This is a genomic window from Streptomyces sp. NRRL S-337 (assembly GCF_000720175.1).
GTDB classification, from domain to species: domain Bacteria; phylum Actinomycetota; class Actinomycetes; order Streptomycetales; family Streptomycetaceae; genus Streptomyces; species Streptomyces siderophoricus.
Genome location: NZ_JOIX01000014.1, coordinates 51,171 through 76,427 on the forward strand (window position 1 = coordinate 51,171; position 25,257 = coordinate 76,427).

Sequence of the window (25,257 nt, forward strand, 5' to 3'; positions counted from 1 at the left end):
CCTGAAGCATCTTGTGGGCGCACAGCGCTTCATTGGGGTCCCGGGAGCACGGCAACGTACTTTCCCGAGCGCCTCAGTAGAGTGCCAGCGCGTGTATCGCCGGTCATCGAGCCACCCGCCGAACAGTGGGCGTCCTACCGGTGCGACTGACTGACCAACGCGCCGTGCGGGCGCAATCAGCATCCAGCTGATGAACGCCCTCACGTGACTCATCGTAGGCACGCCGGAAAGGCGGGCGCGCGTTGGAAACGGCCGTTGGCGTCCACTCACGAACCACCCGATGGCACCCGCAGCCCTCCCGCAGTCCCTCGAAGCGCCGGCCGCTCACCCGTTCGTCTCGGCCAACGCGCTTCGAGGCGGACGCCACCTGACCATGTACGTGGAGACCAAGCCGGATTGCGCTGGCCGGTCAGCTGGTCTCCTGGTCCTCTGTCCGTGCAGAGTGATCTCTACGACCACGTGCGGAGGCCGCCTTGGGACACGCTGTCGGTGATGTACTGGGACTGGCAGCCGCTGTCGCGGTCAGCCCGCTTCCCATCGTGGCCATGATCCTCATCCTGGCCACGCCGAGCGGACGCCTCAACGGATCACTGTTCGCTCTCGGCTGGGTCCTGGGACTCGCGGCACTGGGCACGATCATGTTGGCGATCGGCGGCCCCGCCGGAGCCTCCGCACACAAGCAGCCGGCGACCTGGGTAGGCGGCCTCAAGCTCGCCCTGGGCGTGCTGCTGGTCCTCTTCGGCGCCCGGCAATGGCGCCGGCGCCCCACCGACCCATCCCAGGCCCAGCTGCCGAAATGGATGGCCGCGATCGATCGCTTCACCGCCATCAAGATCCTGGCACTGGGCCTGGCCCTGTCGGCCGCCAACCTCAAGAACGCACCACTCACCATTGCCGCAGGCGCCTCGATCAGCTCGGCTGGAATCCCCGTTCCGCAGCAGGTCGCGACGCTCGCCATCTTTGTGATCATCGCGTCTCTCGGAGTCCTCGCGCCGCTGGCCGTCTACCTGATCATGGGAGAACGGGCGAAGCACGTACTCGGCTCCTGGCGGGACTGGGCAGCCCAGCACAACGTCGCCGTGATGGCTGTCCTGTTCTTGGTTCTCGGTCTGAAACTACTCGGGGACGGCATCAGTATTCTCACCACCTGAGTGCGCCCGTGCACGATCGATGGCACGAGCAGGCGGCGTGACATGCGTGGCGGAAGGACGCGCCGCTCGAGTAGTGGCCAGTCGCCAAGCGATGGGGGCGGCAGAGCGAGTACCTGGACACCGGGCTTGACTTCGTCATTGAGACTCCTCGCCGTGCATCGTGAACACCTCGGGGGCGAGGAAGGCGCACTGTGCGTAGCCCTGACAGCGATTGAGGTCGACGACGACGTTCATCGGTCCGCTGCCACTCCTCTCACCCTCAGGGCCGGGCACGTCCGCGTGGTACGCGTGGTGTGCGGCGCATGCGTGCGGTGAGCGGCATGCGCGGTGGGCGTCGGCTCGTCGTCCCTGTGTATCGCGGGACGGGGCGCGGGGCAGGTGGGGAGGGGCCGTTGGAGGGGCGGGCGGCCCGGCTACCGCGCGCGGCCGCCGGACGCCGGCCCGCCGTCCCGGGCGAGCAGCCGGGTGAGGGCTCCGGCGAGGGCGTCGGCCGGGTCGTCGGGCAGGGTGGCCGCTCGCCAGCCGACGAACTGATCGGGCCGGACCAGGAGCGCGCCGTCCCCGGCGAGTCCGGCGATGCCGGGCCAGTGCCCTGCCGGGTCGGTCACCGCGGCGCCGGGTGCGATCGGGTGCGCCGCGAGGTCGATGCCGAGCCGGTCCGCCACATCCCGTGCCGCGGCCGCCCAGGCGTCGCCGCCGGGTCCGGTGAGCAGGGTGAAACGGGACCGCACCAGGTCGAGCGTGGAGAGCCGGCGTCCGTCCCCGTCGAGCCAGAGGTGCGGGAGGCGGGAGCCGGGGGTGCCGTCCAGGAGGCGTGCGAGGTCGTCCTGGTCGGGGAGTTCGGGCTGCGGGTCGAGCACGGCGCCGGAGGTGTAGCGGTATCCGAGGTGCACCACCATCGGGTCGAGCACACCGGCCGCGCGCCGTGCGGCGGCCGTCCGCGGGCTGCGGTCCCAGTGCAGCCGGGGGTCGGCCAGCCGCAACCTGGACTGCTCCAGTGTGAGGGCGGCGACCGGGCGGCGTTCGGCTTCGTAGCTGTCGAGGAGAGCGGATCCGGCGTGGCCGGCGAGCACGGCGGACAGCTTCCAGGCGAGGTTGTGGGCGTCGGCGATCCCGGTGTTGAGGCCGAACGCCCCAACAGGCGGCACGGTGTGGGCCGCGTCGCCGAGCAGGAACACCCGCCCGTCGCGGAAGCGGTCGGCCAGCTGGGCCCGGGGCCGCCACGGCAGGGTGCTGAGCACCTCGACGTCGAGGCCGGGCGCGCCGATGGCGGTACGGATCAGCGCGCGGCAGTGGTCGGGGGTGAACGCGTCGAGCGTCGGGACCGTGCCGGAGGCGCGCGGGCCCGCTACGTCCCGGTTCGGTTCGTGCGCGCCGGACCCGTCCGGGCCCGGGTCGTACGGCGTGTGGAAGATCCACTCCTCGGCGCCGTCCACGGTCAGCAGCATGCCGGGGGCTTCGGGGGACGTGATGTCGCAGGAGACGAAGGACCGGCCCTTGGTGTAGGGACGGAGGTCGGCGCGGAAGAGGATGTTCACCATCGGCGTGCCGATGCCGCCGGGGCCGGAGGTGCCGATGCCGAGCGCGGCCCGCACCTGGCTGCGGGCGCCGTCGGCGGCCAGGAGGTAGTCCGCGCGGACGACCTGGCGGCCGCTCTGCCCGTCGGCCCCGGGAGGGGTGGCGACGATCGCGGTGACACCGTCCGCGTCCTGCTCGAAGGAGAGCAGCCGGGTGGCGTGGTGCACCAGCGCGCCCCGGTCGCGGGCAGCCGGCAGCAGGACGGCGTCGAGGCGGTTCTGCGGGCAGGTGCCGCGCAGCGTGGTCGGGGTGAACCGGCCCTTCCCGTCGGGGTCGGCCGCGGGCAGTGCGGGGCCGGACGGCGCCGGCTCGGGCAGCTCGGCCGTGGCCAGCGTGGTGGCGGAGATCTTGCCGAGGTTTCCGGCGGACATGTCGATCGCCACCGCGTCGACCGCCTCCGCGATCCCCGCCTCGCGGAGGAATTCCACGGTCCGGGGGCCGATGCCGGTGGCACGCGGGTGGCGGGACGGCCGGTCCTCGCTCTCGACGACGAGGCACGGGACGCCGTGGTGGGCCAGGAACAGCGCGGCGGACAGGCCGACCGTGCCGCCCCCGGCTATCAGGACCGGGATGTGGGCGGGCATCGGACGTGCAGGGTTTTCGGGCATGACAACTCCCCCGTTTCGGCTGCCGGGCAGGCCATGGAGACCACGGCGAGCCCGATGGAGACCACGGCGAGCCCGAATGAGGACACCGTAGCCATTACGGAAACACCGTAGCCATTGCGATACGCTGTTCGCAACGGGCGCAGGTGAAGCAGGAGTTCGGCGCCCGGACCGACCCGGCACCACCACTACGAGGAGGACTGCGATGGCCGACGCGGCGAAGGAGCCCGCGCCACCCCTGGTCTGGACGAAGGACCGGCGAACCCCACGACGCCAGGCCCCGGGCGTGGAGGAGATCGTGCGGACGGCACTCGCGATCGCGGATGCCGAAGGGCTGACCGCCCTGTCCATGCGCCGGGTGGCCACCGAACTCCGGTCCGGGACCGCCTCGCTCTACCGCTACGTCGCCGGCCGGGACGAGCTGCTCGACCTGATGATCGACGAGGTGCACGGCACGGAGGCGCCGCCCGCGCTGACCGGCGAGTGGCGCACCGACCTCGCGAACGTGGCCCGGCAGGTGCGGACCACCCTGCTGCGCCACCCGTGGCTCGGCGCCGAGCTCACCGGCCGCCCGGCACTCGGCGCCAACTCGCTGCGCCAGCACGACGTCGCGCTCACCGCGGCCGGCGCGCTCACCCCGGACATCACCCTCGCCACCCGCGTCGTCGACACCGTGCTGGCGTACGTCTTCGGTGCGGTCACCCAGGAACTCGCCGAGATCCAGGCCCGGCAGCGGACCGGCCTCACCGAGGAGCAGTGGCAGGCCAGTGTCGGCCCGTACATCCGCGAGGTCGTCGAGAGCGGCGCGTACCCGCAGTTCGCCCGCCGGGTGATCGAGGCGGCGGAGACCGGCCCGGACGACCAGTTCGAGTTCGGCCTGCGGTGCATCCTCGACGGGGTCGGGGCCCTCATCGATTGACCTGCGCGCAGGCGACGCCGGGTGGAGGCTGCTCGCCCTGGTCCGGCGCGACGCGCTCGTCGGCCCGCCGGCCTTCCGCCGGGTCGACACCATCGTCGGGACGTCGGAAGGCGGTGCGGTTCACCACGCTCGAAGCGATCTGCCGCACGCTCCGGTGCCGGCCGGGGGACGAGCTGCGCCGGTGCCCGACGACGGCGCGGACGAGGGCTGAGGAACCTCGGCCCGCCGCCCGGGCCTCCGCCTCTTCCGGGAAACTCAGCCCTCGGCCAGCACCGCCCGGATCACATGCCGGGCGTTGTGCGCCATCGTCGGGTTCGTCCGCCGGTAGTACGGCAGCGCGATCAGCGCCTGGGAGAGCGTCCGGGCCCGGCCGCGGATCCAGGTCGCGTCGTCCACGCCCAGCGCCGCACGGAAGACCTTCCGGGCGTCGGCCGGCAGCAGATTCCACGCCGGGAACAGGTCGCAGGCCGGATCGCCCACCCCCATGCAGCCGAAGTCGATCACCGAGGTCAGCCGGCCGCCGGCCACCAGCAGATTGCCCGGCATCAGATCAGCGTGCAGCCAGACCGGCGGCCCGTCCCAGCCGGGGGTGCGCAGCGCGTCCTCCCATACGGCGGCCACCGCATCGCAGTCCACGGCCTCTTCCGGGATGCCGCGCAGTTCCTCGACGGCCGCCCGGGTCGCCGCATCGAGCGAGGCGAGCGGCCCGCCGCGATGGGCCGCCGGCGCCCCGTGGAGAGTGAGGCCCCGCATCGCCGTCACGAACCGGGCAAGGTCCTCGGCCAGAAGCACGGGCTCGCTCAGCGCACCCGCCTCGGGATTCTCCCCCGCCAGCCACCGGTACACCGACCACGGCCAGGGATACCCCTCGGCGGGCTCCCCGGCCGCGAGCACCTCGGGGATGACCATGGGGAGCCGCGGCGCGAGGCGGGGCAGCCACTCCTGCTCCAACGAGATGTCCGGCGCCCCGCCCGGCACCAGCGGCAGCCGTACGACCATGTCGTCGCCCAGCCGGTACATGGCGTTCACCGTGCCGCCGGACGGAAACCGCTCCACCGCCAGCCCCGCCCAGCGCGGGAACTGCCCGGCGATCAGCCGCCGTACGAGGTCGTCGTCGAGTGGGTGCAGGCCGGGATGCATCGGCCCTGTGCTGCTCATGGGGCGTCATCCGACCGCCGGACGGGGGCGGACGTCAAACGCTTTTCGGGGCCGGCACCCCGGTCGGCGCGGCGAACCGGGTCAGCGCACCGAGGCGGCCGGCGGGCGTTCGCGCAGGGCGCCGTAGGCAAGGAAGTACGCCGGCACCCGGTTCAACCACCGGGAACGGGTGAGCAGTTCGGCCAGCCGCTCGGCGCGCCGCGGATGGCCGAACGGCGGCCGGCCGGTCAGCACCGGCTCGATGACCCGGGCGTGCGCCACCCGCTGCAGACCCTGGGTGAGCACCGTCGTCGGCCACCGGCGGCGCTGGACACCGCGCACGTCCCGCAGGCCCACCGCCCCGGCGCGCAGCGGTTCGACGAGGTACCGGGCGGCGGCCACCGCGTCCTCGACCGCGAGGTTGATGCCGATGCCGAAGACCGGCGACATCGCGTGCGCGGCGTCCCCGATGCACAGCAGGCCGGGCCGGTGCCAGCGCCGCAGCCGGTCGATGCGGACGTCGAGGAGCTTGACCTCGTCCCAGGACCGCACGGCGTGCGCCCGGTCGGCGAGCCACGGAACGGCGGCGGTGAATTGGGCCATGAACGCGTCGAGGCCGGCGGCGCGGCGTTCGGCGTCGGTCCCCTTGGGGATCAGTCCGGCGCACTGCCAGTAGTCGCCGCGGTCGATCATGGCGGTGAGGAAGCGGTCGCCGACGCCGCCCACGAGCCCGTGCGGATCGCCGCCGTGCCGCGGCAGCCGGAACCACCAGGCGTCCATCGGGCAGGCGAACTCCTCACGTCCCAATTCGGGCAGCGTCCGGGCCAGCGAGCCGCGGCCGTCGCAGGCCACGGTGAGGGTGGCCCGCAGTTCCCCGGTCCGCCCGTCGGACGTCCGGTACCGCACGCCGCTCACCCGGCCGCGTTCCATGAGGAACGACGTCGCCTCGGTGCTCATACGGACGGAGAACGACGGCTCCTGCCGGGCCTCGTCCGCCAGGAGGTCGAGGAGGTCCCATTGCGGCACCATCGCGATGTAGTTGAACTTGCCCGGCAGTGTCCCGATGTCCCCGACGGTGACCAGCGAACGGCCCGGCCCGAGCGGCAGTTGAACGGTCGTCACCCGCCGTTGCGGCAGGGCCGCGAACCGCTCGCCCAGGCCGAGGTCGTCCAGCAGCGCCAGCGTCGAGGGGTGCACGGTGTCGCCGCGGAAGTCGCGCAGGAAGTCGCCGTGCTTCTCCAGGACGGTGACCTCCACGCCGGCCCGGGCCAGCAGCAGGCCGAGGACCATTCCGGCGGGACCGCCGCCCACCACACAGCACGTGGTCCGTTCCATCGCCACCGCTCCTTCCGCGGAATTACCGGGTCCGCCACACCCGCACCGGCAGGCGCACGGGCATCGGCACAGGCATATATGCCCATACGCCCCGGTAGCCAGACCCGGGGCCGAGCGGCCCGGGTCGGCTGTAACGGTGGGTGGCTCACGGTCTCACCGGCTGAAGGCGGCTCACCAGGTGTGGGCGACGTCCACGATCAGCTGGCTGCCGGACTGCTGCACCCGGAACGGCAGCTTGGCCCGCACGCCCAGGCCGATCTGCGTCTGCCCCTCGAAGCTCGCCCCGAAGCGGGTGTCCTTGAAGGTCCGGTATCCGCTGATGTGCACGCCCGGCAGCGGCTTGCCGGCCGTGCCGGCGTAGGTCTGCTTGCCGGTCGCCGGGTCGTAGCTCGGGGCGGAGACGTAGACCTGCAGGATGGCGCCGCCCTGGACCGGTATCTGCTCGCCGGAGCCGTCCTGGTGGAAGGCGTCGACATAGCCGACGTGGTAGCCGACCTTGCCGGTGGCGCCGCCGATGTCGAAGACCATCCGGTCGTAGCAGGTGTGCTGGCTGGTGGTGATGTTCTTCAGCGGCCGGGCGTTCGCCTCGGTCGCCGTCTTGTCGAGGCTGCCCCAGTGCGTCGTGCAGGCGGTGACCGTGCCGTGCTTGCCCGCCGGGCCGGTCGCGGCGCCGGCCATTCCGGCCGTCCCGAGCACCCCGGCGCCCGTCAGGACGACCACCGTGGCCGCTGTCGCCAACCGTCGCATTTCTGCCCCCAAAGGAAGGTGATGGATGAAGTCCGCGCGGTAGGACCGACCGGACGGCACGGACGTTGCCCGAGAGACGCATTCCGGTCAGCGTGCGACGGAAGTTGTCGTGAAAAAGGGGTCACCGGCCGGGCGCGGGACGGTGCCGCCGGCCATCGGGCGGGCCGGCCGGTCAGCGCACGCCGTGCGGCCGGAACTGGATGCTGATCCGCGGTCCGACCGCCCGGGTGCTCTTGGGTATCGCGTGCTCCCACGTCCGCTGGCAGGAGCCGCCCATGACGATCAGATCGCCGTGCCCGAGCGGCCGCCGTACGGTGCTGCCGCCGCGGCGCGGCCGGAGCAGCAGATCGCGCGGCGCGCCCACGGACAGGATGGCGACCATGGTGTCCGCCCGGCTGCCGCGGCCGGTCCGGTCGCCGTGCCAGGCCACGCTGTCCCGGCCGTCGCGGTAGTAGCAGAGCCCGGCCGTGGTGAACGGTTCGCGCAGCTCGTCGGCGTAGTGGGCGGAGAGCGCGTCCCTGGCCTCGGTGAGGACGGGGTGCGGCAGCGGGTCGTCGGCCTGGTAGAAGGCGAGCAGCCGCGGGACGTCCACGACGTGGTCGTACATCTGCCGGCGCTCGGCCTGCCAGGGAACGTCGGTGGCGAGCCGTACGAACAGCGTGTCCGCCCCGCTCAGCCAGTCGGGCAGCAGATCGATCCAGGCCCCGTCACCGAGCTCGGTCCGGCGGATGCCGTGCAGCGGGCCGAGTCGGATCTCGTCGGTCTGGTCGAAGAGCGAACCTTGGAGTTGCGTGCCCATGCCTCCAGCGTACCGAGATATTCGAAAGTATGTTCTGCCACGCGGTGCGCACGGTGCCGCTCAGGCCTCCGAGGTGACAGCCCGGGTCCGCTCCTCCGCGTCCGCCAGCCAGAAGTACACCGGCGGCAGGACGAGCTCCAGGACGGTCAGCGGGACCTGGAACCACTGCGGCGGACCGTGCACCGCCAGGGAGAGCAGTCGGCCGATCCCGCCGAGCAGGAAGATCCCGGCGAGTGCGCGCACCGCCTTCGCCGGGATCGGTGACTGCCGGGCCGCCCAGATCCAGGCCAGGCCGTACCCGAGGAAGATCGCGTTGTAGAACCGCTCCCGGCTGTCCACGGTCGCGCCGGCCGAGCCCTCGCCCGGTACCGAGGCGATGCCGAGCACGAGGTGGAAGGCCCCGATCGCCACACAGGCGATCCCCATGGCCCACACCAGCCACCTGAGCACTCTGTCCATGACCCGTTGCCCCCTTCGTTCCGTGCGGCTCAGACCGCGGCCTGGTCGGTGGCGCGCCGGCGGGCCGCGGTGGCCCCGGCGCGGTCGCCGAGCAGGTCGGCGAGGCGGGCCTTGGCGGACCAGTTGTACGGGCAGACCGGGCGCAGGTTGCTGCGTTCGCTGAGCAGGGTGCGGGCCAGGTCCGTACGGCCCGCGCGGAGGGCGGCCTCGACGAGGGTGCGCTGGAGGGCGTCCCGCTGGGCGTGACTGCCGCCGAAGTCGTTGAGGCGGTGGCGGACGGGCAGCAGGTGCTCGACGGCCGCGGCGTGGTCGTGCCGGCCGTAGGCGATCAAGGCCCGGCAGACCGGCAGCCCGATCTCCGCGGTCATCCACCGGTTGGAGACCGCGGGGGCCGAAGTCACCCAGTTCTCCCGGTCCTTGACGAGTCGCTCCGCACGGTCGATGCGGTCGGCGCCGACGTAGGCCATGACGGCATGGGCGTCGTTGAAGGCGTAGTGCGGACCGTCCGCGCGGCGTTCCCAGGCATCGGCGAGCCGGGCCCAGCGGGTGCCCTGGTCGTCGCCCGCCAGGTGGATCCGCCACAACAGGGCGGCGGCGTCCAGCAGTTGCATCGCCGCTCCCGGGGACGCGTCGTGGTGCAGGGCCGCGTCGTAGATCTCCAGTACCCGGGCCGTGTTGCCCGTCTCCAGGGTGAAGAGGGCGTAGTGCCACCAGTTGTGGACGGTCAGGAGGGTGTCGCCGGACCAGTTGCCGGTGCGGTCGTCCAGGAAGCGGATGCCGTCGGTGAAGCGTCCGCGCATCTCGTAGGTGTGCGCGACGCCGTGGATGCCCCAGACGTCGTTCGGGTGCTGCGCGAGGGCGGCCAGGCCGGTCTCCTCCGCACGTTCGTAGTGGCCGGACTCCTCCAGGCCGAAGGCGTACATGCCGAGCAGCGGGCCGTGGTGCGGATCGTGCTCGTCCCAGGCGTCCAGCGCTCCGCCGACCCGGTCGCGCAGGCGCTGGGCGTCACCGGTGAGGAAGTCGTGCTGGTGCCCGGCGACGAGGGCGAGCACGTCGCGGGGGAAGGCCACGGTGAGGTCGCCGAGGATGCGGCCGGCGCCGTGCATATCTCCGTCCAGCCAGGTCGTCGCGGCGGCCAGGTGCATCCGCTCACGGGGCGTCAGTTTCTCCTCGTCCAGGCCGGCGAGGAAGCCGTGGAAGACGGTGCGAGCCTCGGCCGCGTCCTTCTCCTCGGTGCCGAGCACCCCCAGATACGCGGCGAGGGCCTGGCCCATGACCGACCGCGGCGAGTCGGCGAGCACGCCCCGGGCCGCGTCCACCACCCGCGGGCGGAAGAAGAGCAGGTCGTCCAGCGCCTGTTCGTAGTGGACGAGGGCTTCGGAACTGGTGTCGCTCATCACGTGCCCGTGGCGGTCCGTGGTCATGGGGGGCTCCTGGTGCCGGGAACATCGTCACTGGTGACCATCGTCCCCGGCGCGGACCGGCTTCAGCAGGCCCTTCCGCGGTAACTGGCCGAATCGGCGTAGCCGGGGCAGCGGGGGGACCTTCCGGGGCCGGTGCGGGACGGGACCGGGAGAATGACCTTGCGCACGGGCGTGCGGCGTCATCGTGTTCACGCCGCGTGGAGCGACGTGGGCAAGAGGAAACGCTGCGAGGGGAGCAGGTTGTGCACAGTGCCGTGGTGACGCCCGGGGGCGACCGGATGCGGTGGGTGGAGCTGCCGGGGGCCGAGCCCTGCCGGGTGTATGTGCACGGGCTGGGCGCCGCGTCGCTCCCGTACTTCGCCGCGGTGGCGGTGCACCCCGAGCTGGCCGGCCGCCGCTCCCTGCTCGTCGATCTGCTCGGGCACGGCATCAGCGACCGCCCCACGGACTTCGACTACACCCTGGAAGCACACGCCGATGCCCTGGCCGCCGCCCTGGAGTCGGCCGGGGTCGCCGGTGCCGAGCTGATCGCGCACAGCATGGGCGGTTCGGTGGCCATCGTCCTGGCCGCCCGGCATCCGCGGCTGGTCTCCCGCCTGGTGCTCGTCGACGCCAACCTCGATCCCCTCACGGCGGCGCCCGGAACAGGGGGCAGCCGGGGTATCGCCGCGTACTCCGAGGAGGAGTTCCTCTCCCGCGGCTGGGCGGAGGTCGGCGAGCGGGCCGGGCCGCACTGGTGGTCCACCATGCGCCTGGCCGGCCGGGAGGCGCTGCACCGCAGTGCCACCCACCTCGTCCGCGGCACGTCGCCGACCATGCGGGAGCTCCTGCTGAAGCTTGCGGTCCCGCGCACCTACCTGCTGCCGGAGGCCGACGGTCCGCTCCCGGGCGCCGACGACCTCGTCCAGGCGGGGGTGCGGGTCGTGGCCGTCCCGGACTGCGGGCACAACATCATGCTCGACAATCCGACGGGCTTCGTACGGGCCACCGCGGCGGCACTCACGCCACCCAGTGGGGCCGACGGGCGGCAAACCGGACCGTGAGGTCGTCGGCGAGGGCGGTGGCCATCCGCCGCACCGCCTCGCGCAGGGTGTCCGCCGGCGTGGTGTAGGGGATGCGCAGGCGCTGTTCGAAGATGCCCGGGTCGGTGGCGAAGTAGGCACCGCCCTCGATCCGTACGCCGTGCTCCAGCGCCCGTTCGGCCAGTGCCGAGGCGACCGGCTCGCCCAGGTCGACCCAGAGCGACAGCCCGCCGGGCGGCAGCCGCCAGGTCCACTGCGGGATGTGCTCGGCCAGCGCCGCGGCGAGGGCGGCCCGTTGCCGGCGCAGCTGCTCCAGGCGGGGCGGCAGCAGGTCCTCGGCCTGCGCCAGCAGGGTGAGGGCCAGCAGCTGGTCCACGACGGAGCCGCCCATGTCGGTGGCGACGCGCTGGCCGGCGAGTTCGGTGACCAGCCGGGCGGGGGCCCGCAGCCAGCCGATGCGCAGACCGCCCCAGTGGGTCTTGCTCATCGAGCCGATGGTGATGACCTGCCCGGTCCCCCCGGCAGTGGCGTGCGCGGCGAACGGCGGCGGCGCGGGGACGTCGAGGGCGAGGTCGGCCAGGGTCTCGTCGACGACCAGCCAGGTGCCGGACCGCCCGGCCGCGCGCAGGGTGCGAACGCGTTCCTGCTCGGGCATGAGGCAGCCGGTCGGATTGTGGAAGTCCGGTATCAGATAGGCGAGTTGGGGCACGACCTGACGCAGGGTGGACTCGATGATCTCGATGTCCCAGCCCTCGTCGGTCACCGGGACCGACACGGTACGGAGCTGGGCGCGGCGCAGGGCATCGAGGGCGTTCGGGTAGGAGGGGTTCTCCACCATGGCCCGGTCGCCGGGGCGGCAGAGAAGTCCGATGACGAGGGTCAGGGCGTGCTGGGCGCCGGAGGTCACCAGGATCTGCTCGGGGACGGTGGGCAGGCCGCGCCGGGTGAAGCGCTCGGCGACGGCGGCGCGCAGGTCCGGCAGGCCGTAGGGGTGGTAGCCGGGGGTGGGGGCGTGCTCGGCCAGTCGCGGGGCGACCCGGGTGAGGGCGTCGACGAGCGTCTGTTCCGGCAGGCCCGGGGCGGCACTGGCCAGGTCGATCGCGGTGTCCTGCGGGCCGATGAGCCGGGAGATGCCGCGCGGGGTACGGCCCTCGGGCAGGTCCGTCCAGGTGCCGGAGCCCTGTCGGCTGTGCGCGTAGCCGCTCTCGCGCAGCAGGTCGTACACGGCGGTGATGGTGGTCCGGCTCGTGCCGAGTGCGACGGCCAGTTCGCGTTCGGCGGGGAGTTTGGTGTGCAGCGCGAGGCGGCCGTCGAGGATCAACGTGCCGATGGCCTGGGCGAGATGACGGTAGGCGGGCCGGGTGCCCGCCGGATCGGGCAGCAACGCGGCGAGCTGCCGGGCCCCCACCGTCCGGCCCGGACGGGGTGCCCGGTCCGCGGGCCGGGACGGAGCTGCGTCCACCACACCATTCTCCTGGGATTGGCCGTGTTATCCGGGCCAATCACTCTACAGAGTGGCCGCATTGGCCTGGAGCGCAGGCCTGGTAGGCACCTGTGAAGACGGATGACGCCGTACGTGGAGACAGACGTACGGCACGGCAGGAGGCAAGCAGCCCATGCGGCAGCCCATCACCACTACGGACCCGGAGCGTCGCACTCGAAACGCCACGGTTCCCACCCCTCCCCCGCTCGGCCACCTCCCGCTCGCCGATCGCCCGTTGCGGCGGCTGCCCCAACTGTTCGTCGGCCTCACCCTCTACGGAGGCAGCCTCTCGCTCATGGTGCGGGCCGGGCTCGGGCTCAGTCCCTGGAGCGTGCTGAACGAGGGGCTGGCGGAGCGCACCGGCCTCAGCTTCGGCACCCTCACCGGCCTCGTGGGGGCGCTCGTGCTGCTCCTGTGGATCCCCCTGCGGCAGCGGCCCACGTTCGGCACCTTCGCCAACATCGTGGTCCTGGCGGGCTCGTCCGACCTCGGACTCCGGCTGCTCCCCCAGCACCTCGGGCTCCCCGCCCGGATCGGCCTGCTCGCCGGCGGCGTCCTCCTCAACGCGTTCGCCATCGCCGTCTACGTCGGCGCGCGGTGCGGGCCGGGCCCCCGGGACGGGCTGATGACCGGCGCGTCCGCGGCCACCGGGCGTTCGCTGCGGCTGGTCCGGACCCTGATCGAGATCAGTGTGCTGGTCGTGGGCCGGCTGCTCGGCGGCAGCGCCGGTGCCGGCACCGTGCTGTACGCGCTCGCGGTCGGCCCGACGACGCAGTTCTTCCTGCCCTGGTTCGTCTACCGGAGTCCCGCCGAGGGAGGCAGGGTCACTCCGCGCTCGCTCCGACCCCGTCGCGGCAGTCCGGGTGGCCCCAGCCGTCCGGGTTCTTCGCGATGGGTTCGCCGGCCGCGTACGAGCGCCCGCAGCGGCAGCGGCCCGGGAATTTCGCGTTGAGCGTGCGCCCGGCGTTCCCGGACGTGCGGCGGCGCGGCGCGGAGGCCGTTTTCGCGGTGGGCCCGCTGGTGCCGCGGCGGCGGGTGCCGGCCGGTCGGGCGGTGTCCGGCGCGGCCGGTGGCTCCGGCGACCCGAGGGCGCTGCCGGCGGCTTCCTGGACGGTCGCGGCCTGGCTGGCGGCGCGGTCGGCGAAGTCGTTGAGCCGGTCGCCGTCCACCTGGTGCGCGGGCACATAGCGGAATTCCACCGTGCGGCCGGCGAGCAGTTCGTCGATGCGGACGACGAGTTCCTGGTTGGCGACGGGCTTGCCGGAGGCGGTCTTCCAGCCCTTGCGCTTCCAGCCGGGCAGCCAGGTCGTGACGGCCTTCATCGCGTACTGGGAGTCCATCCGGATCTCCATCGGCACGGCCGGGTCGGTGGCCGTGAGCAGGCGTTCCAGTGCCGTGAGCTCCGCGACGTTGTTGGTGGCGGTGCCCAGCGGACCGGCCTCCCAGCGAACCACGGCTTCGCCGGCATCGGCGAGCACCCAGGCCCAGCCCGCGGGCCCGGGGTTTCCTTTGGAGGCGCCGTCACATGCGGCGATCACGCGTTCAGCCATGCCCGCGATCATGCCAGGCCAGCGCCCGCCGGGCGAAGTCGCGCAGGGTGCGGTGATCGCTACGCGACGGGCGGCGACGCCCTGCCGGGCCCCGAAGAACTGATCCGCTTCACGGCGGCCGAAGGCGCCCACCTGCACTGCGAACCGATGGGCCGGGCCGGTGCGCGCCCTTGAAAAGGAAAGGAAAATTCCCTGAGCCTCTAGGCAAAGGCTGCCGGGCGTAGCACCATCGGCCGTAGAGGCCCGGGCCCGAACCCGCTCGGCCCCCTTGGACACAGCACCCAACAGGTCGGCACAGACCGACGTGCTCCCCCTCGACGTTCCCCACTGTGAGCGCACCGGCGCCGGTGTTCGACACCGCGGCATCCGACGCGCCGGTGCCGGAATCGACACCATCATGAGACTGCTCGCTGAGCGGCGGCCGGACGTACAGGCCCGGCCCCACGCCCTTCGCTCTCCCCCGCTCGGCGCGGACCTCGGTCTGCTCCTCCTGCGCCTGACCGTCGGCCTGCTCATGGCCGGTCACGGTGCCCAGAAGCTCTTCGGCTTCTACGACGGTTACGGGCTCGGCGGCACCGGCCGGGCGTTCGCCGCCCTCGGCTTCCACCCGGGCAGGTTCTACGCCGGTCTGGCCGGAGCCTCCGAATTCCTCGGCGGCCTCGGACTCGCGGCCGGTCTGTTCACGCCCCTCGCCGCGGCCGCCGTCCTCGGCGTGATGATCAACGCGATGATCCTCGGCGTGCCCCACGGGCTCTGGACGAACGTCGGCGGCATCGAGTACCCGATGTGCCTCGGCGCCGCCGCACTCGCGATCGCGGCGATCGGACCGGGCCGCTTCGCGCTGGACCGGCCGTTCCGGTGGCGGGACGGCGGTCTGGGCTGTGCCGCCTTCGCCCTGGGGGTGGGCGGCCTCGGCGCCGCACTCATACAGCTACTGGGGTTGTGACGCCGACCGGCCCGCCCCCTTTCGACCGTGGACCGACCTATGCTGAGGCGGATGTTCGCACCCGAAGGTCCCACGTTCCGTGAACTCGCCGTGCAGGCGCTGTCGTCCGTCGAGCACGGCTATGACCTGCTCGCCCCGAAGTTCGACCACACACCGTTCAGGACTCCGGAGTCGGTGCTGGCCCCGGTGTCGCGGGCGCTGCGGGAGCTCGGCCCGTTCGGCAGCGGCCTCGATCTGTGCTGCGGTACGGGCGCGGGCATGGACGTCCTGCGCCAGGTGTGCCGGGAGCGGGTGACCGGGGTCGACATCAGCGCGGGGATGCTCGCGGTGGGCCGCGCCCGGGAGACGGCGACCGGCCGGCCGCCACGGTCGGAGTGGGTACGCGCGGATGCGCGGGCCCTGCCGTTCGGACCGGTCTTCGACCTCGTGGTGAGCTTCGGGGCGTTCGGGCACTTCCTGCCGGGCGAGCGCCCCGGGCTGTTCGCGCAGGTCCGCTCCGTGCTGCGGCCTGGCGGCCGGTTCGCGTTCCCGATCGCGGCGCCGTCCCGGCCCGGGTCGGCGGCGTACTGGATGCTGGCGGCCTTCGACGCGGCGATGCGGGTCCGCAACGCCCTGTGGCACCCGCCGTTCGTCATGTACTACCGGCCGTTCCGGCTGAGTGACGTCCGTGCGGAGCTGACCCGCGCCGGCTTCACCGTGCGCTTGCACGCCCTGCCGGAGCTCGGCCGGCGCCCGGCCGGCAGCCCCCGGTGCCGGCTCGTGGTGGCCACCCGGACCAGGGCGGTATGACGGCCCGCACCCGGCCCGGAACCGGGCACCGGATCAAGGGAGTTCACAGGCCGCGCACAGCCGTCGCAGGGTCGCCCGCATACCGGCGCGGTTGCGTGTGGCGCGCCGCCCGGCCGGGGTGCCGGTGAAGAGCAGTCCGAGCGTTTCGGCGATCCGGGCGCGCCATCCGCCGCGCCGGTGGTCGACCCAGTACTCGGTGACCCGGGTTCCGCTGCCGTCCGCCGTCGGGGCGAAGCGGTAGCCCCAACGGGCCACCGGCAGGCCGAAGGTGGCGACGTCGAAGGCGAACTCCCGGCCGGGCTCGTCGACGACGATCCGGCAGTGGGTGAACCACACCCAGCCGGCGCGGCGGTTGAATCCCACGAACCGGCCACCGCGCCGCCACACCCCGATGACCTCCGGACTCCACTCCTTCATCCGCCGGAGGTCCGCTACGGCCCGGTGGAGGACGTGCGGCGGGGCGGCGCACTCCAGACACTCCTCGACGGTCCATTCACGTGCGGTCATCGTCCGGCTCCTTCCCGCACAGTGCCGTCTGCGGTGGTGAGGGCGTGGGTGCGGGCGGCCACGACCGTGGCGGCGTCGAGGATCTGGCGCGTGACGGCGGCCGTGTCGGACAGGACGGAGAGGTGTCCGCAGCGGGGCCGCACGACGAGGCGGCCGTCCCGGCATGCCGCGAGGAAGCGGCGCTCGTCGCGGCGGAGCTGATCGCGGGCGCCGTTCACCAGCCAGACCGGGCCCGGGTAGCCCGCGAGCAGGGACACCGGGTCCATCCCGCAGACGGTCTCGATGATGCTCGGCATCAGCTCGCTGCTCAGACCGCCGGCGACCATGGCCTCGGCCAGCGGGGCGGGCAGCGCACGGCGGAAGGCGTAGGCGCTCAGCCGGTTGGCCGCCTCGGGGTGCCTGCCCCCGAGACGCGCCGCTTGGCGGTAGGCGGTGCGGAGCATCCCGCGGGGTACGGCGGTGCAGCCCATGGCCATCAGTCCGCTGACGCGTTCCGGATGGCGGGCAGCGGTGGCCGTCGCGACGTAGCCGCCCAGGGACAGGCCGATGAGCATCGCCCGGCCGCCGAGCTCGTCGATGGCGTCGGTGACCGCCGCGACAGCGCCGGGCAGGGTGAACGGTTCGCCGCGCCGGGAGCCGTGCCCCGGCAGGTCGGGGGCGACCGCTGGATGGCGGGTGCCGAGGGCGTCGACCACGGGGTGCCACATCGTGCCGCTCACGCGCATGCCGTGGACGAAGACGAGGGGCAGCCCGGTGTCTGAGGGTGGTGGTGTCATGCCCGGCACGCTAACAGGAAATGCAACGCAACGTTGCGTTGTTTTTCACTGCTAGGCTTCCCCCATGAGCGAAAGCGGGCAGCAGGGCGGACAGGAGCGGCGGACCGGACGGGGTGAGGAGAGCGGGCATCCCGGCGGAAGGCGGGCCGGGGGGCCGCGGAAGGCGCAGGAGATCTTCGACGCGACGCTGGATCTGCTCGCCGCCCACGGCTACGAGGGGCTGACCATCGAGGGCGTCGCCCAGCGGTCCGGCGTCAACAAGACCACGATCTACCGCTGGTGGCCGTCCAAGGGCGCCCTCCTGGGTGCCGCGCTCATCGGGGCGCGGCGGCTCGACTTCGACCTGCCCGACACGGGGAGCCTCCAGGGCGATCTGGAGGCCCTGCTGGGAGCGATCGTCACCCTCCTGACCGCACCGCCGTCCTGCGACGTCGCGGTGGCCACGCTGGGCGCCGTCACCCACAGTCCCGAACTCGCCGACCACATAAGGGAGTTCTTCGCCGACCGGCTCGCGCGGGAGCTGCCGGTCTTCGACCGGGCCGTCGCCCGCGGCGAACTCGCGGCGGACGCCGACCCCACACTGCTGGTGGACCTACTGGCCGGCGCCGCCTGGTTCCGCCTGACGCTGCGTCAACTCCCGCTGGACCAGGACTTCGTGTCCCGCACCGTCCACACCGTCCTCAAAGGGGCGGGCACTTCACATCCCCTCTAAACGCCCTATTGCATCATCAACTACAACTTTACGAATTCTTGGTGTAGTTGAATCACTTTTCACTCCAGTCTCAATGGCAACAGCGATGGACACGGGGGAAGAGACACGAGGAGCGGGCGCACGATGACCACGATGACCCGGGGGACGAGCCGGTGGACGAGGGGCGGCATACGGTCGGCGGGCCGCGGAGCGGTGCTGTCCGCGGTGGCGCTGGGACTGGTGACCGCGATGGCCGCACCGGCCGTCGCGGCGGACGATCCGACGCGCGAGCAGCTGATGGCGGACTGCGCCTCCGGTGAGGGCAAGTGCAGCTTCAACGAGCCGGTGCTCGGCAAGGCCTACCTCGGGGACTTCCACCAGGTCTCCGACTCGCTCTACAACTGCAGCACTTCGGACGCCACCCAGTCGATGGGCTGGTCGGACACGGTGGGTTCGACGGACTCCGCGGGCGTCTCGGTGACCGCGGGCGGCAAGATCGCCGGTCTGATCGACCTGAGCGTCACCGCGACGTACAGCCACACCTGGTCCAGCTCGCACACCGAGAACAGCTCCCTCACCATGACCGTCAAGCCCGGTGAGGTCGGCTGGATCTCCCGCGCGCAGGTCATGCAGACGGTCTCCGGCACCTGGCAGACGCACTACGACAGCCCGAAGTGGGGCCACTACTACTGGTTCGTGCCGGACACCGTCACGGGTCCCGCGACCAACGGGACGGACGGGCAGAGCAACGCGGTGACGGTCAAGACCCGCAAGATGACGGCCGCCGAGAAGTCGTCGTGCGCGGCCGGCAGCAAGCACGGACGGGCGTTCGTGGTGCAGCACTGACACCTGCGCCGGTGCCGCCTCCCGGACGACGGGAGGCGGCACACCGACCGGAGGGGGCCGGCGGCTCCCCTAGTCCAGGACCTCGGCCGCCTTCGTCCTCGGGCCTCCGGCATCACCGGTGTTGAGCGTGCCGGCCGGTTCGAGCAGCAGGACCGCGGTCTCCTCGTCCGCCACCGGGCAGTGCTCGACGCCGCGGGGCACGACGAACAACTCGCCGGGGCCGAGGACCACATCGCCGTCCCGCAGCTGGATGGTGAGCCGGCCGCTGATCACCAGGAACAGCTCGTCGGTGTCCTCGTGGGTGTGCCAGACGAACTCCCCCTTCAGCTTGGCGAGTTTGACCTCGTAGTCATTGAGGCCGGCCACCTTCTTCTGCGACCACAGGTCGGAGAACTGCGCGAGTTTGTCCGCGAGATTGATCGCGACGGGAGCCTGGGGCATACCGGTCCTTCCTTACCGTTCGTCGGCCCGGACCGTTCGCATCCGGACTGGTGACAGCCTCCCGGACGCCGCGCTCGGCGGTCTTGTACGTTCCTGACATGACTGCAGACCGGCCCCCGACCCCGTCCCGGCCCCGTACGCCGGTCGTCCCGCCCCGTACGTCGGTCACGGCCTGGCGGCCCTCCGTGCCGGGCATCTCCGAAGTCCTGCATGCGCACTTCACCGACCACGCCTACCCGGCGCACACCCATGACACCTGGGACCTGATGATCCTCGACGACGGAACGGTCGACTTCGCACTCGACCGCGACCGTCATGACGCGACCGGCACGGGGACGGTCGTCCTGCTGCCTCCCGGCGTCCCCCACGACGGCCGGACGGTCACCGCGGGCGGCTTCCGCAAGCGGGTGCTCTACCTCGACACGTCCGTGCTTCCCGAGCGGCTGACCGGCCGCGCGGTGGACCGGCCCCTGCTCGACGACGCCCTGCTGCGCCGCCGCATCCACCAGCTGCACACGGCCCTCGATGCCACCGGCGACACGTTCGAGGCCGAATCCCGGCTGGCGTTCGTACGGGAGCGGCTGCACGGGCACCTCGCCACCTGGCGGCCCCGCGCGCCCGGCCGCGAGGGAAGCCGGCTGGCCGCCGCGCTGCGGGAGCTGCTCGACGCCCGCGTCAGCGCCGGCCTCTCGCTGCAGGAGGCCGCCGCCACCCTGCACGCCCACCCGACGCATCTGATCCGCTGCTTCAAACAGACCTACGGGCTGCCGCCGCACACCTATCTGACCGGCAAGCGGATCGAGTGGGCGCGCCGGCTCCTGCTCGACGGCCGGCGGCCGGCCGCGGTCGCGGCGGCGGTCGGGTTCCACGACCAGGCGCATCTGAACCGGCACTTCACCCGTCACGTGGGCACGACGCCGGCACGGTTCGCCGCGGGGGCGGCCCGCGGACGACAGCAGGTCATGCGCCCGTAGTGGTGGCCTCGAAGTCCCGGACGAAGCGGGTCAGCGGGCGGGCCAGGGCAGCGCGGTCCTCGGTGGGCCAGCCGGCGGTGGACTCGGCGATGATCCGGTGGCGGAAACCGCGGATCATCGCGAGGACGTAACCCGTCGCGACGCGCTCCCCGCCCTGTCCCTCACCGACGAGGGCCGTGCCGCGCGGCGGGGGCATGACCCAAGGCCGCGTCCCAAAGCCGCGACCCAAGGCCGCACTTCGGGCCGCGCCGGCCGGGAAAGACCGCCATTTCGGCCAATTCACCTCCGTGACAGGTTTGTTGCGCTGCGTGGCTGCCTACAGTCCCGCCATGACGCATGGGCGTGGCGCGGTGGACGGCCGGGTGCTGGTGGCCGGGTCCTACTCGGTGGATCTGGTGTTCCGGGAACCGGCGGAACCCGTCGCGTACGGGAAGGAAGTGTGGGCCGACGGCTTCGGCATGGCGCCCGGTGGGGCGTACACCCTCGCCATGGGGCTGCGGCGGCTGGGCCGGGAGGTCGTCTGGGCGACGGACTTCGGTACCGACCCGTTCAGCCGGGAGGTGCTGGCCGCCGCGCGCCACCAGGGCCTGGACGAGCGGGGCTTCCGGCACCATCCGGGCCCCGTGCGCAGGGTGACGGTCGCCCTGTCCCGGCCGGACGACCGCGCCATGGTGTCCTACGAGGACCCGGTCGCCGTCCGCCCGTTGGCCGAACTGATCGAGATCCACCGGCCGGCGCTGGTGATGCTGCCGCATCTCCAGTACGGGCCCGGGGTGTCCGCGGCGCTGGACGTTGCCGGCCGCGTCGGGGCGGAGGTGTTCATGGACTGCCAGGACTTCGCGGGCACGGTGGACATGCCCGAGGTGGCGAAGGTGCTCGGCAGGGTGGCCGTGTTCGCCCCCAACGCGGCGGAGGCGCTACGGGTGACGGGGGCCGGTTCCGTGGCGGACGCGGTCGAGGTGCTGGCCGGGCTCGTGCGTACCGTCGTGGTCAAGCAGGACGCCGCGGGCGCCCTGGCCGCCGAGGACGGGGTACGGATCGCGCAGCCGTCGGTGCCGGTGGAGGTCGTGGACACCACGGGAGCGGGAGACTGCTTCAACGTGGGCTTCGTGCACCGGCGGCTGGCGGGCGGGACACTCGCCGAGTGCCTGGCCGCCGGCGTCGCCTGTGGTGCGGCGGCCGTCACGGCCACTGGTTCGGCCGCCGCACCGGACGCGGCGGGCCTGGAGCGCTGGCTCGCGCGTCTCCCCGGATCACCCGGCGGCACCCCCACGCACCACGACTGAGCTTCTTCCGCGTTCCACCACACGGCATCCGAGGACAACGGGGGCACCATGACATCGCCGCGACCGGACGAACGGCCCGCCCCCGCGCCGAAGGTGCTCGTCACCGACCTGGACGGCACCCTGCTCGGCGGTGACCGCGCGGACCGCCGGCGGCTGCGGGCGGCACTGGACCGGCACCCGGAGGTGATCGTGGTGTTCGCCACCGGCCGCTCGCTGGCGTCCGTCGAGCGGATCCTGGACCGGGACCCGCTGGTCCCCCGGCCCCGGTGGATCATCGCCGACGTCGGGGCGAGCGTGATCGACGGATCGGACCGGAGCCGCGTCGACGTGGTGCAGAACCAGTTGCGCGAAGGCTGGCCGGGACACGGGCGGGTGCGTGAGCGGATGGCGCGGTTCCCGGAACTGGAGTACCAGGAAGGGGTGGTGCAGGAGGGCCGCTGCTCGTTCTTCCTGCGCCCCGGGCGGCTCACCGACGACATCGCCGCCGCGGTACGGGGGTTGGGCTGCGTCTGGACGTACTCGGCGGGGCGCTACTTCGATGTGCTGCCCGCCCCGGCGAGCAAGGGCCGGGCGCTCGCCCTGCTCGCCCGCAAGCTGCAGTGGTCCATGGAGTCGGTGCTGGTGGCGGGCGACTCGCTCAACGACCTGTCGCTGTTCGAACTCGGCGCCCACGGCGTCCTGATGAGCGAGGCGGAGCCGGCCCTGCGGAAGCGGATCGCGGACCGCGCCGAGGTGTACCGGCCGGGCCGGGCCGGTGCGGCCGGCATCCTCGCCGCCCTGGAAGGCCTGGGCTGGATCGAGCGCACGCACGCCGTGGTGGTGGGGTACCACCGGCCGCCGGTGCGCTGGGCCGACGGGCGGTGGCGGCGGCCGGTGAGCCCCAACGGCGTACTGCCCACCCTTCAGGGCCTGTTCGGCGCCGACGGGCCGGACGGGGTGTGGGCCACCGCGCTGGTCGAGGACGGCACCGCACCGCACCCCGCTGCGGAGCCCGGCCGTCCGCACCACACCGGGCTTCCGCTGGCGTTCCTGCCGGTGGACGGCGTGCAGTGGAGGCAGTACTTCCACCGCGCGTGCAAGGAGACGCTGTGGCCGGTGCTGATGTCGCAGCCCGGCCGGATGCGGTACAGCGCCTCGGCCTGGCGTCACTACGAACGGTTCAATGCCCGCTTCGCCGACCACCTCAGCGCCCATGCGGCCCGTGACGCCACGGTCTGGTTGCACGACTACAACCTGTGGCTGGTGCCCGGCATGCTGCGCGTCGCGCGCCCGGATCTGCGGCTGGGGCTGTTCCACCACACGCCCTTTCCCCCGGCGGACGCCTTCGGCCGGCTGCCGACCGCGGGGCAGCTGCGCGACTCCCTCGCCTGCCTGGACTGGGCCGGGTTCCACACCGAGGCGTTCGCCGGCCACTTCCGGCAGGTGCTGGCCGGTGCCGCGCGGATGCCGCGTACGGGTGTGCATCCGCTGGGCATCGACCGCCGGGCCGTCGAAGAGCTGGCCCGCGCGCGCAGTGTCCGCGCCGATACGGCCCGCGGCGGGCCGGCCCTGGTCCTGTCGGTGGAACGGCTCGACTACGCCAAGGCGCCCCTGGAGAAGGTCCGGGCGATCGACGCACTGCTCGCCCAACGTCCGTCGCTGCGCGGCGCGTTGGTGTTCCGGCTGGTGTGTCCGCCGCCGGAGCCGGGGATCCGGATCCATGACACCACCCGGGCGGCTCTGGAGCACGCCATCGACGAGGTCAACGGCCGCTGGGGCGACGGAAGTTGGCGGCCGATCGACTATCTGCCGCGGGCCCGGCCGTTCGCCGAGGTGGTCGACCAGTACCTCGCGGCGGAGGTGTTCTGGGTGACCTCTCTCCAGGACGGGATGAACCTCACCGCGAAGGAGTTCATCGCCAGCCACGCCGCGACCGGTCGTCCCGGGGTCCTCATCCTCTCCCGGCACACCGGCGCGGCCGCCCAGCTGGGCACCGCCGCCCTGCTCACCGACCCGCGGTCACCGCAGGACCTCGTCGACACGCTGCACCGGTCGCTGACCATGACGCCCGGCGAACGCACCGCCCACCTCGGCCGCCTGGCGGCGCTGCTCGACGATCCGCCGCCCGCCCACTGGGCCCGCGACATCCTCACGGCCATCGGGGAAGCGGCGGCGGACCGGCGGAACTGAGCGGATTTCCGCCCCCTCACCCAGGGTGCACAGGCACCTACAGCGGGTATCACCTCTCCGCACCACTTCTCCGCACCACTTCTCCGCACCTCCCCTTTCTCTCCTTCTCCCCCTCCGCGCCTCACCCTTCCGCGCTCCCGGGAGCCGCTCATGAAGCACACCTACCCCCAGCCCGGCGACATCGGGCTCACCCGCATCAACGGCGTCACAGGCCGGATGATCCGCTTCGGGCAGTGGATCAACGGCGACGGCTTCGCCGACTACGAACACGCCTTCCTGGTCCTGCCGGACAACCGGCTGCTGGAGGCCGAGCCCGGCGGGGCGCGCATCCGGCCGCTCGCCGGGTACGACGGCGCCGAGGTGCTCTACGTCTGCCCGGAAGGGCTCACCGAACAGCAGCGCTCGGCCATCTGCCGGGCCGCCACGCGCTATGTCGGCGTGCCCTACAGCTTCCTCGACTACCTCGCGATCGCCACGCACCGGTTCCATGTGCCCGTGCCGGGCCTGCGCCGCTATGTCGCCAGCACCCGGCACATGATCTGCTCCCAGCTCGTCGACCAGTGCTACCAGGACGGCGGGGTGCACCTCTTCGCGGACGGCCGCTGGTCCGGCTATGTGACGCCGATGGCGCTGTACACGCTGCTGGCCACCGACTGAGCGGGCGGCCGGGAGCGACGGCCCGTTCCGCGGCGCCTCACCCCCGGCCGTCACCCGGCCCCGTCACCAGGCCCCCTCGCCCGGCCCCCTCGCCCGGCCCGTCAGGTGCCGGGCTTGCGTCCGTAGACGTGGACGTCGTCGCCGGTCCGCAGCAGGGACCAGTACTTCGCGGCGTCGCCGCTGCGCATGTTGACGCAGCCGTGCGAGCCGGGGGCCGACCAGACGCTGCCGCTGATGGAGTGGAAGGCCTGGCCGCCGTCGAAGAACTGGCTGTACGGCATGGCCACGTGGTACAGCGTCGAGACGTGGTGCAGATGACGCCAGTAGATCTTCTTGGCGCCGGTGCGGGTCTCGTACCCGTCCCGGCCGCTGCGGATCGGCACCGGCCCGTAGACCAGCCGGGAGCCGTCCTGGATCCAGCTGAGCTGGCGGGTGAGGTCGACGCAGGCGATGCGGCCCTTGGTGGTCGGGCAGTGGTGCGCCTTGTTGGGGTTGTGGCCGGCCGCCCGCTGCTGGGCGACCAGACTCATCACGCCCCAGGTGACGGGCCCGGCGTACCCGATGTTCGGGGTGATGCCGTGACTGGTCTGGAAGGCCCGGATCGCACGGCAGTCGGCGGCCGACTGCCGGCCGTCCACGGGCAGTCCGAGGAAGCGCTCGGCCTGCTTCTGGTAGGGGCCGCGGGACGCGGTGCAGGCAGCGGCCGCGGTGGCGGCCTGGGCCGGGGAGCCCAGGGCGACCGTCAGCGGAACGGTCAGCGTGGTGAGGGCGAGCGCGGCGGCGGCCCGGCGTCCGGCGCCGGACCGCCCCGGGACGCGCCGGGGTATGCGCAGCGAGAATCGTCTTTTCATGCCCGGTAGGACTGTTTGCCCCACTCGCTGGTTGCAGCCGTGACCGACCCGGAATATCGGATACGCCGGATCCGGCCGCCGGCGGCCTCCGCGGTGGTGACGCGGACGGACCGGC

Annotated in this window: 26 protein-coding genes and 2 pseudogenes; 13 read left to right on the plus strand and 15 right to left on the minus strand. The window is 72.8% G+C overall.

Annotated features, from left to right (window positions below; all coding sequences use genetic code 11):
- The first annotated feature begins 473 nt into the window (after positions 1-473).
- A complete protein-coding gene (locus IG62_RS0112785; RefSeq protein ID WP_030801188.1) occupies positions 474-1,151 on the plus strand; it encodes a GAP family protein in 678 nt (225 codons plus the stop codon).
- Between the two features lie 135 nt (positions 1,152-1,286).
- Here the strand turns inward: IG62_RS0112785 and IG62_RS47195 are convergent, their stop codons facing one another.
- Positions 1,287-1,424: a ferredoxin gene (locus tag IG62_RS47195; RefSeq protein WP_158795038.1), complete on the minus strand. Its 138-nt coding sequence runs from the start codon at positions 1,422-1,424 to the stop codon at positions 1,287-1,289.
- A 140-nt stretch (positions 1,425-1,564) separates the two neighbouring features.
- On the minus strand, positions 1,565-3,337 hold the full coding sequence (locus tag IG62_RS0112795) for an FAD-dependent monooxygenase (RefSeq protein ID WP_234326457.1): 1,773 nt from the start codon (positions 3,335-3,337) through the stop codon (positions 1,565-1,567).
- 202 nt (positions 3,338-3,539) lie between these two features.
- Here IG62_RS0112795 and IG62_RS0112800 point away from each other — a divergent pair, with 202 nt between their 5' ends.
- Positions 3,540-4,253 (plus strand): TetR/AcrR family transcriptional regulator C-terminal domain-containing protein, encoded by a 714-nt coding sequence (locus tag IG62_RS0112800; protein WP_030801191.1) that lies wholly within the window; start codon positions 3,540-3,542, stop codon positions 4,251-4,253.
- Positions 4,217-4,417: pseudogene (locus tag IG62_RS50085) on the plus strand (helix-turn-helix domain-containing protein); the annotation flags it as partial. The gene IG62_RS0112800 and the pseudogene IG62_RS50085, both read left to right, overlap by 37 nt.
- Before the next feature lie 91 nt (positions 4,418-4,508).
- Here the strand turns inward: IG62_RS50085 and IG62_RS0112805 are convergent.
- From IG62_RS0112805 to IG62_RS0112830, 6 genes are all read right to left on the minus strand, one after another.
- Positions 4,509-5,393 carry an aminoglycoside phosphotransferase family protein gene (locus IG62_RS0112805; RefSeq protein ID WP_030801193.1) on the minus strand — a complete coding sequence of 295 codons (885 nt, stop codon included), beginning with the start codon at positions 5,391-5,393 and terminating at the stop codon, positions 4,509-4,511.
- Between the two features lie 99 nt (positions 5,394-5,492).
- On the minus strand, positions 5,493-6,725 hold the full coding sequence (locus IG62_RS0112810) for an FAD-dependent oxidoreductase (protein ID WP_030801196.1): 1,233 nt from the start codon (positions 6,723-6,725) through the stop codon (positions 5,493-5,495).
- 171 nt (positions 6,726-6,896) lie between these two features.
- The gene (locus IG62_RS0112815; protein WP_030801198.1) at positions 6,897-7,472 is read right to left on the minus strand and encodes an AMIN-like domain-containing (lipo)protein; all 576 of its coding nucleotides are present in this window, start codon (positions 7,470-7,472) and stop codon (positions 6,897-6,899) included.
- 172 nt (positions 7,473-7,644) lie between these two features.
- Positions 7,645-8,271, minus strand: a complete 627-nt coding sequence (locus tag IG62_RS0112820) for an alpha-ketoglutarate-dependent dioxygenase AlkB (RefSeq protein ID WP_030801202.1) — start codon at positions 8,269-8,271, stop codon at positions 7,645-7,647.
- Positions 8,272-8,331: 60 nt separating this feature from the next.
- The gene (locus IG62_RS0112825) at positions 8,332-8,730 is read right to left on the minus strand and encodes a DUF4345 domain-containing protein (RefSeq protein ID WP_030801204.1); all 399 of its coding nucleotides are present in this window, start codon (positions 8,728-8,730) and stop codon (positions 8,332-8,334) included.
- Between the two features lie 29 nt (positions 8,731-8,759).
- A complete protein-coding gene (locus IG62_RS0112830) occupies positions 8,760-10,154 on the minus strand; it encodes a tetratricopeptide repeat protein (RefSeq protein WP_030801207.1) in 1,395 nt (464 codons plus the stop codon).
- Between the two features lie 242 nt (positions 10,155-10,396).
- Between IG62_RS0112830 and IG62_RS0112835 the strand changes: the two genes are divergently transcribed.
- Complete coding sequence (locus IG62_RS0112835; RefSeq protein WP_030801209.1) at positions 10,397-11,197, plus strand: alpha/beta fold hydrolase; 801 nt, start codon at positions 10,397-10,399, stop codon at positions 11,195-11,197.
- Here IG62_RS0112835 and IG62_RS0112840 read toward each other — a convergent pair.
- A complete protein-coding gene (locus tag IG62_RS0112840; RefSeq protein WP_030801210.1) occupies positions 11,154-12,641 on the minus strand; it encodes a PLP-dependent aminotransferase family protein in 1,488 nt (495 codons plus the stop codon). The genes IG62_RS0112835 and IG62_RS0112840 overlap by 44 nt on opposite strands.
- Positions 12,642-12,792: 151 nt before the next feature.
- Between IG62_RS0112840 and IG62_RS41785 the strand changes: the two are divergent.
- A pseudogene (locus IG62_RS41785) lies at positions 12,793-13,533 on the plus strand (YczE/YyaS/YitT family protein); the annotation flags it as partial.
- Here IG62_RS41785 and IG62_RS44575 read toward each other — a convergent pair.
- Entirely contained in the window at positions 13,484-14,221 is a 738-nt protein-coding gene (locus IG62_RS44575; protein WP_030801215.1) for a ribonuclease H family protein, read from the minus strand. The pseudogene IG62_RS41785 and the gene IG62_RS44575 sit on opposite strands and share 50 nt — an antisense overlap.
- A gap of 385 nt (positions 14,222-14,606) precedes the next feature.
- Here IG62_RS44575 and IG62_RS0112855 point away from each other — a divergent pair, with 385 nt between their 5' ends.
- The gene (locus IG62_RS0112855) at positions 14,607-15,155 is read left to right on the plus strand and encodes a DoxX family protein (protein ID WP_030801218.1); all 549 of its coding nucleotides are present in this window, start codon (positions 14,607-14,609) and stop codon (positions 15,153-15,155) included.
- A gap of 51 nt (positions 15,156-15,206) precedes the next feature.
- Entirely contained in the window at positions 15,207-15,944 is a 738-nt protein-coding gene (locus tag IG62_RS0112860; protein WP_030801220.1) for a class I SAM-dependent methyltransferase, read from the plus strand.
- A gap of 33 nt (positions 15,945-15,977) precedes the next feature.
- Here IG62_RS0112860 and IG62_RS0112865 read toward each other — a convergent pair whose 3' ends face one another.
- Entirely contained in the window at positions 15,978-16,451 is a 474-nt protein-coding gene (locus tag IG62_RS0112865) for an SRPBCC family protein (RefSeq protein WP_030801223.1), read from the minus strand.
- On the minus strand, positions 16,448-17,227 hold the full coding sequence (locus IG62_RS0112870; protein ID WP_051798008.1) for an alpha/beta fold hydrolase: 780 nt from the start codon (positions 17,225-17,227) through the stop codon (positions 16,448-16,450). The genes IG62_RS0112865 and IG62_RS0112870 overlap by 4 nt, the downstream gene beginning before the upstream one ends.
- Positions 17,228-17,291: 64 nt before the next feature.
- On the opposite strand from IG62_RS0112870, the gene IG62_RS0112875 reads away from it, so the two are divergent.
- Together IG62_RS0112875 and IG62_RS0112880 are read left to right on the plus strand one after the other, a co-directional pair.
- Positions 17,292-17,939, plus strand: a complete 648-nt coding sequence (locus IG62_RS0112875) for a TetR/AcrR family transcriptional regulator (protein ID WP_078871967.1) — start codon at positions 17,292-17,294, stop codon at positions 17,937-17,939.
- A gap of 123 nt (positions 17,940-18,062) precedes the next feature.
- On the plus strand, positions 18,063-18,764 hold the full coding sequence (locus tag IG62_RS0112880) for a hypothetical protein (RefSeq protein WP_234326459.1): 702 nt from the start codon (positions 18,063-18,065) through the stop codon (positions 18,762-18,764).
- A gap of 69 nt (positions 18,765-18,833) precedes the next feature.
- Here the strand turns inward: IG62_RS0112880 and IG62_RS0112885 are convergent, their stop codons facing one another.
- Positions 18,834-19,205 (minus strand): cupin domain-containing protein, encoded by a 372-nt coding sequence (locus IG62_RS0112885; protein WP_030801234.1) that lies wholly within the window; start codon positions 19,203-19,205, stop codon positions 18,834-18,836.
- Between the two features lie 98 nt (positions 19,206-19,303).
- On the opposite strand from IG62_RS0112885, the gene IG62_RS0112890 reads away from it, so the two are divergent.
- Positions 19,304-20,179 carry an AraC family transcriptional regulator gene (locus tag IG62_RS0112890; protein WP_078871968.1) on the plus strand — a complete coding sequence of 292 codons (876 nt, stop codon included), beginning with the start codon at positions 19,304-19,306 and terminating at the stop codon, positions 20,177-20,179.
- Here IG62_RS0112890 and IG62_RS0112895 read toward each other — a convergent pair.
- Positions 20,166-20,375 carry a hypothetical protein gene (locus IG62_RS0112895; RefSeq protein ID WP_030801238.1) on the minus strand — a complete coding sequence of 70 codons (210 nt, stop codon included), beginning with the start codon at positions 20,373-20,375 and terminating at the stop codon, positions 20,166-20,168. The two genes, IG62_RS0112890 and IG62_RS0112895, sit on opposite strands and share 14 nt — an antisense overlap.
- Before the next feature lie 133 nt (positions 20,376-20,508).
- Between IG62_RS0112895 and IG62_RS0112900 the strand changes: the two genes are divergently transcribed.
- The 3 genes from IG62_RS0112900 to IG62_RS0112910 all read left to right on the plus strand — a co-directional run bounded on the left by IG62_RS0112900 (position 20,509) and on the right by IG62_RS0112910 (position 24,291).
- Positions 20,509-21,465 carry a carbohydrate kinase family protein gene (locus IG62_RS0112900; protein ID WP_078871969.1) on the plus strand — a complete coding sequence of 319 codons (957 nt, stop codon included), beginning with the start codon at positions 20,509-20,511 and terminating at the stop codon, positions 21,463-21,465.
- A 48-nt stretch (positions 21,466-21,513) separates the two neighbouring features.
- Positions 21,514-23,634, plus strand: a complete 2,121-nt coding sequence (locus IG62_RS0112905; RefSeq protein ID WP_051798009.1) for a trehalose-6-phosphate synthase — start codon at positions 21,514-21,516, stop codon at positions 23,632-23,634.
- 150 nt (positions 23,635-23,784) lie between these two features.
- On the plus strand, positions 23,785-24,291 hold the full coding sequence (locus IG62_RS0112910; protein ID WP_030801245.1) for a hypothetical protein: 507 nt from the start codon (positions 23,785-23,787) through the stop codon (positions 24,289-24,291).
- Between the two features lie 101 nt (positions 24,292-24,392).
- Here IG62_RS0112910 and IG62_RS0112915 read toward each other — a convergent pair whose 3' ends face one another.
- Positions 24,393-25,142: a L,D-transpeptidase family protein gene (locus tag IG62_RS0112915; RefSeq protein WP_030801247.1), complete on the minus strand. Its 750-nt coding sequence runs from the start codon at positions 25,140-25,142 to the stop codon at positions 24,393-24,395.
- Positions 25,143-25,257: the final 115 nt, after the last annotated feature.

Excerpts from the sequence above, each read along its gene's own strand:
- IG62_RS0112795 (WP_234326457.1), bottom strand. The coding sequence starts at position 3,337 with ATGCCCGAAAACCCTGCACGTCCGATGCCCGCCCACATCCCGGTCCTG.
- IG62_RS0112800 (WP_030801191.1), top strand. The coding sequence starts at position 3,540 with ATGGCCGACGCGGCGAAGGAGCCCGCGCCACCCCTGGTCTGGACGAAG.
- IG62_RS0112805 (WP_030801193.1), bottom strand. The coding sequence starts at position 5,393 with ATGCATCCCGGCCTGCACCCACTCGACGACGACCTCGTACGGCGGCTG.
- IG62_RS0112810 (WP_030801196.1), bottom strand. The coding sequence starts at position 6,725 with ATGGAACGGACCACGTGCTGTGTGGTGGGCGGCGGTCCCGCCGGAATG.
- IG62_RS0112815 (WP_030801198.1), bottom strand. The coding sequence starts at position 7,472 with ATGCGACGGTTGGCGACAGCGGCCACGGTGGTCGTCCTGACGGGCGCC.
- IG62_RS0112820 (WP_030801202.1), bottom strand. The coding sequence starts at position 8,271 with ATGGGCACGCAACTCCAAGGTTCGCTCTTCGACCAGACCGACGAGATC.
- IG62_RS0112825 (WP_030801204.1), bottom strand. The coding sequence starts at position 8,730 with ATGGACAGAGTGCTCAGGTGGCTGGTGTGGGCCATGGGGATCGCCTGT.
- IG62_RS0112830 (WP_030801207.1), bottom strand. The coding sequence starts at position 10,154 with ATGACCACGGACCGCCACGGGCACGTGATGAGCGACACCAGTTCCGAA.
- IG62_RS44575 (WP_030801215.1), bottom strand. The coding sequence starts at position 14,221 with ATGATCGCGGGCATGGCTGAACGCGTGATCGCCGCATGTGACGGCGCC.
- IG62_RS0112855 (WP_030801218.1), top strand. The coding sequence starts at position 14,607 with ATGAGACTGCTCGCTGAGCGGCGGCCGGACGTACAGGCCCGGCCCCAC.
- IG62_RS0112860 (WP_030801220.1), top strand. The coding sequence starts at position 15,207 with ATGTTCGCACCCGAAGGTCCCACGTTCCGTGAACTCGCCGTGCAGGCG.
- IG62_RS0112865 (WP_030801223.1), bottom strand. The coding sequence starts at position 16,451 with ATGACCGCACGTGAATGGACCGTCGAGGAGTGTCTGGAGTGCGCCGCC.
- IG62_RS0112870 (WP_051798008.1), bottom strand. The coding sequence starts at position 17,227 with ATGACACCACCACCCTCAGACACCGGGCTGCCCCTCGTCTTCGTCCAC.
- IG62_RS0112875 (WP_078871967.1), top strand. The coding sequence starts at position 17,292 with ATGAGCGAAAGCGGGCAGCAGGGCGGACAGGAGCGGCGGACCGGACGG.
- IG62_RS0112880 (WP_234326459.1), top strand. The coding sequence starts at position 18,063 with ATGACCACGATGACCCGGGGGACGAGCCGGTGGACGAGGGGCGGCATA.
- IG62_RS0112885 (WP_030801234.1), bottom strand. The coding sequence starts at position 19,205 with ATGCCCCAGGCTCCCGTCGCGATCAATCTCGCGGACAAACTCGCGCAG.
- IG62_RS0112890 (WP_078871968.1), top strand. The coding sequence starts at position 19,304 with ATGACTGCAGACCGGCCCCCGACCCCGTCCCGGCCCCGTACGCCGGTC.
- IG62_RS0112895 (WP_030801238.1), bottom strand. The coding sequence starts at position 20,375 with ATGCCCCCGCCGCGCGGCACGGCCCTCGTCGGTGAGGGACAGGGCGGG.
- IG62_RS0112900 (WP_078871969.1), top strand. The coding sequence starts at position 20,509 with ATGACGCATGGGCGTGGCGCGGTGGACGGCCGGGTGCTGGTGGCCGGG.
- IG62_RS0112905 (WP_051798009.1), top strand. The coding sequence starts at position 21,514 with ATGACATCGCCGCGACCGGACGAACGGCCCGCCCCCGCGCCGAAGGTG.
- IG62_RS0112910 (WP_030801245.1), top strand. The coding sequence starts at position 23,785 with ATGAAGCACACCTACCCCCAGCCCGGCGACATCGGGCTCACCCGCATC.
- IG62_RS0112915 (WP_030801247.1), bottom strand. The coding sequence starts at position 25,142 with ATGAAAAGACGATTCTCGCTGCGCATACCCCGGCGCGTCCCGGGGCGG.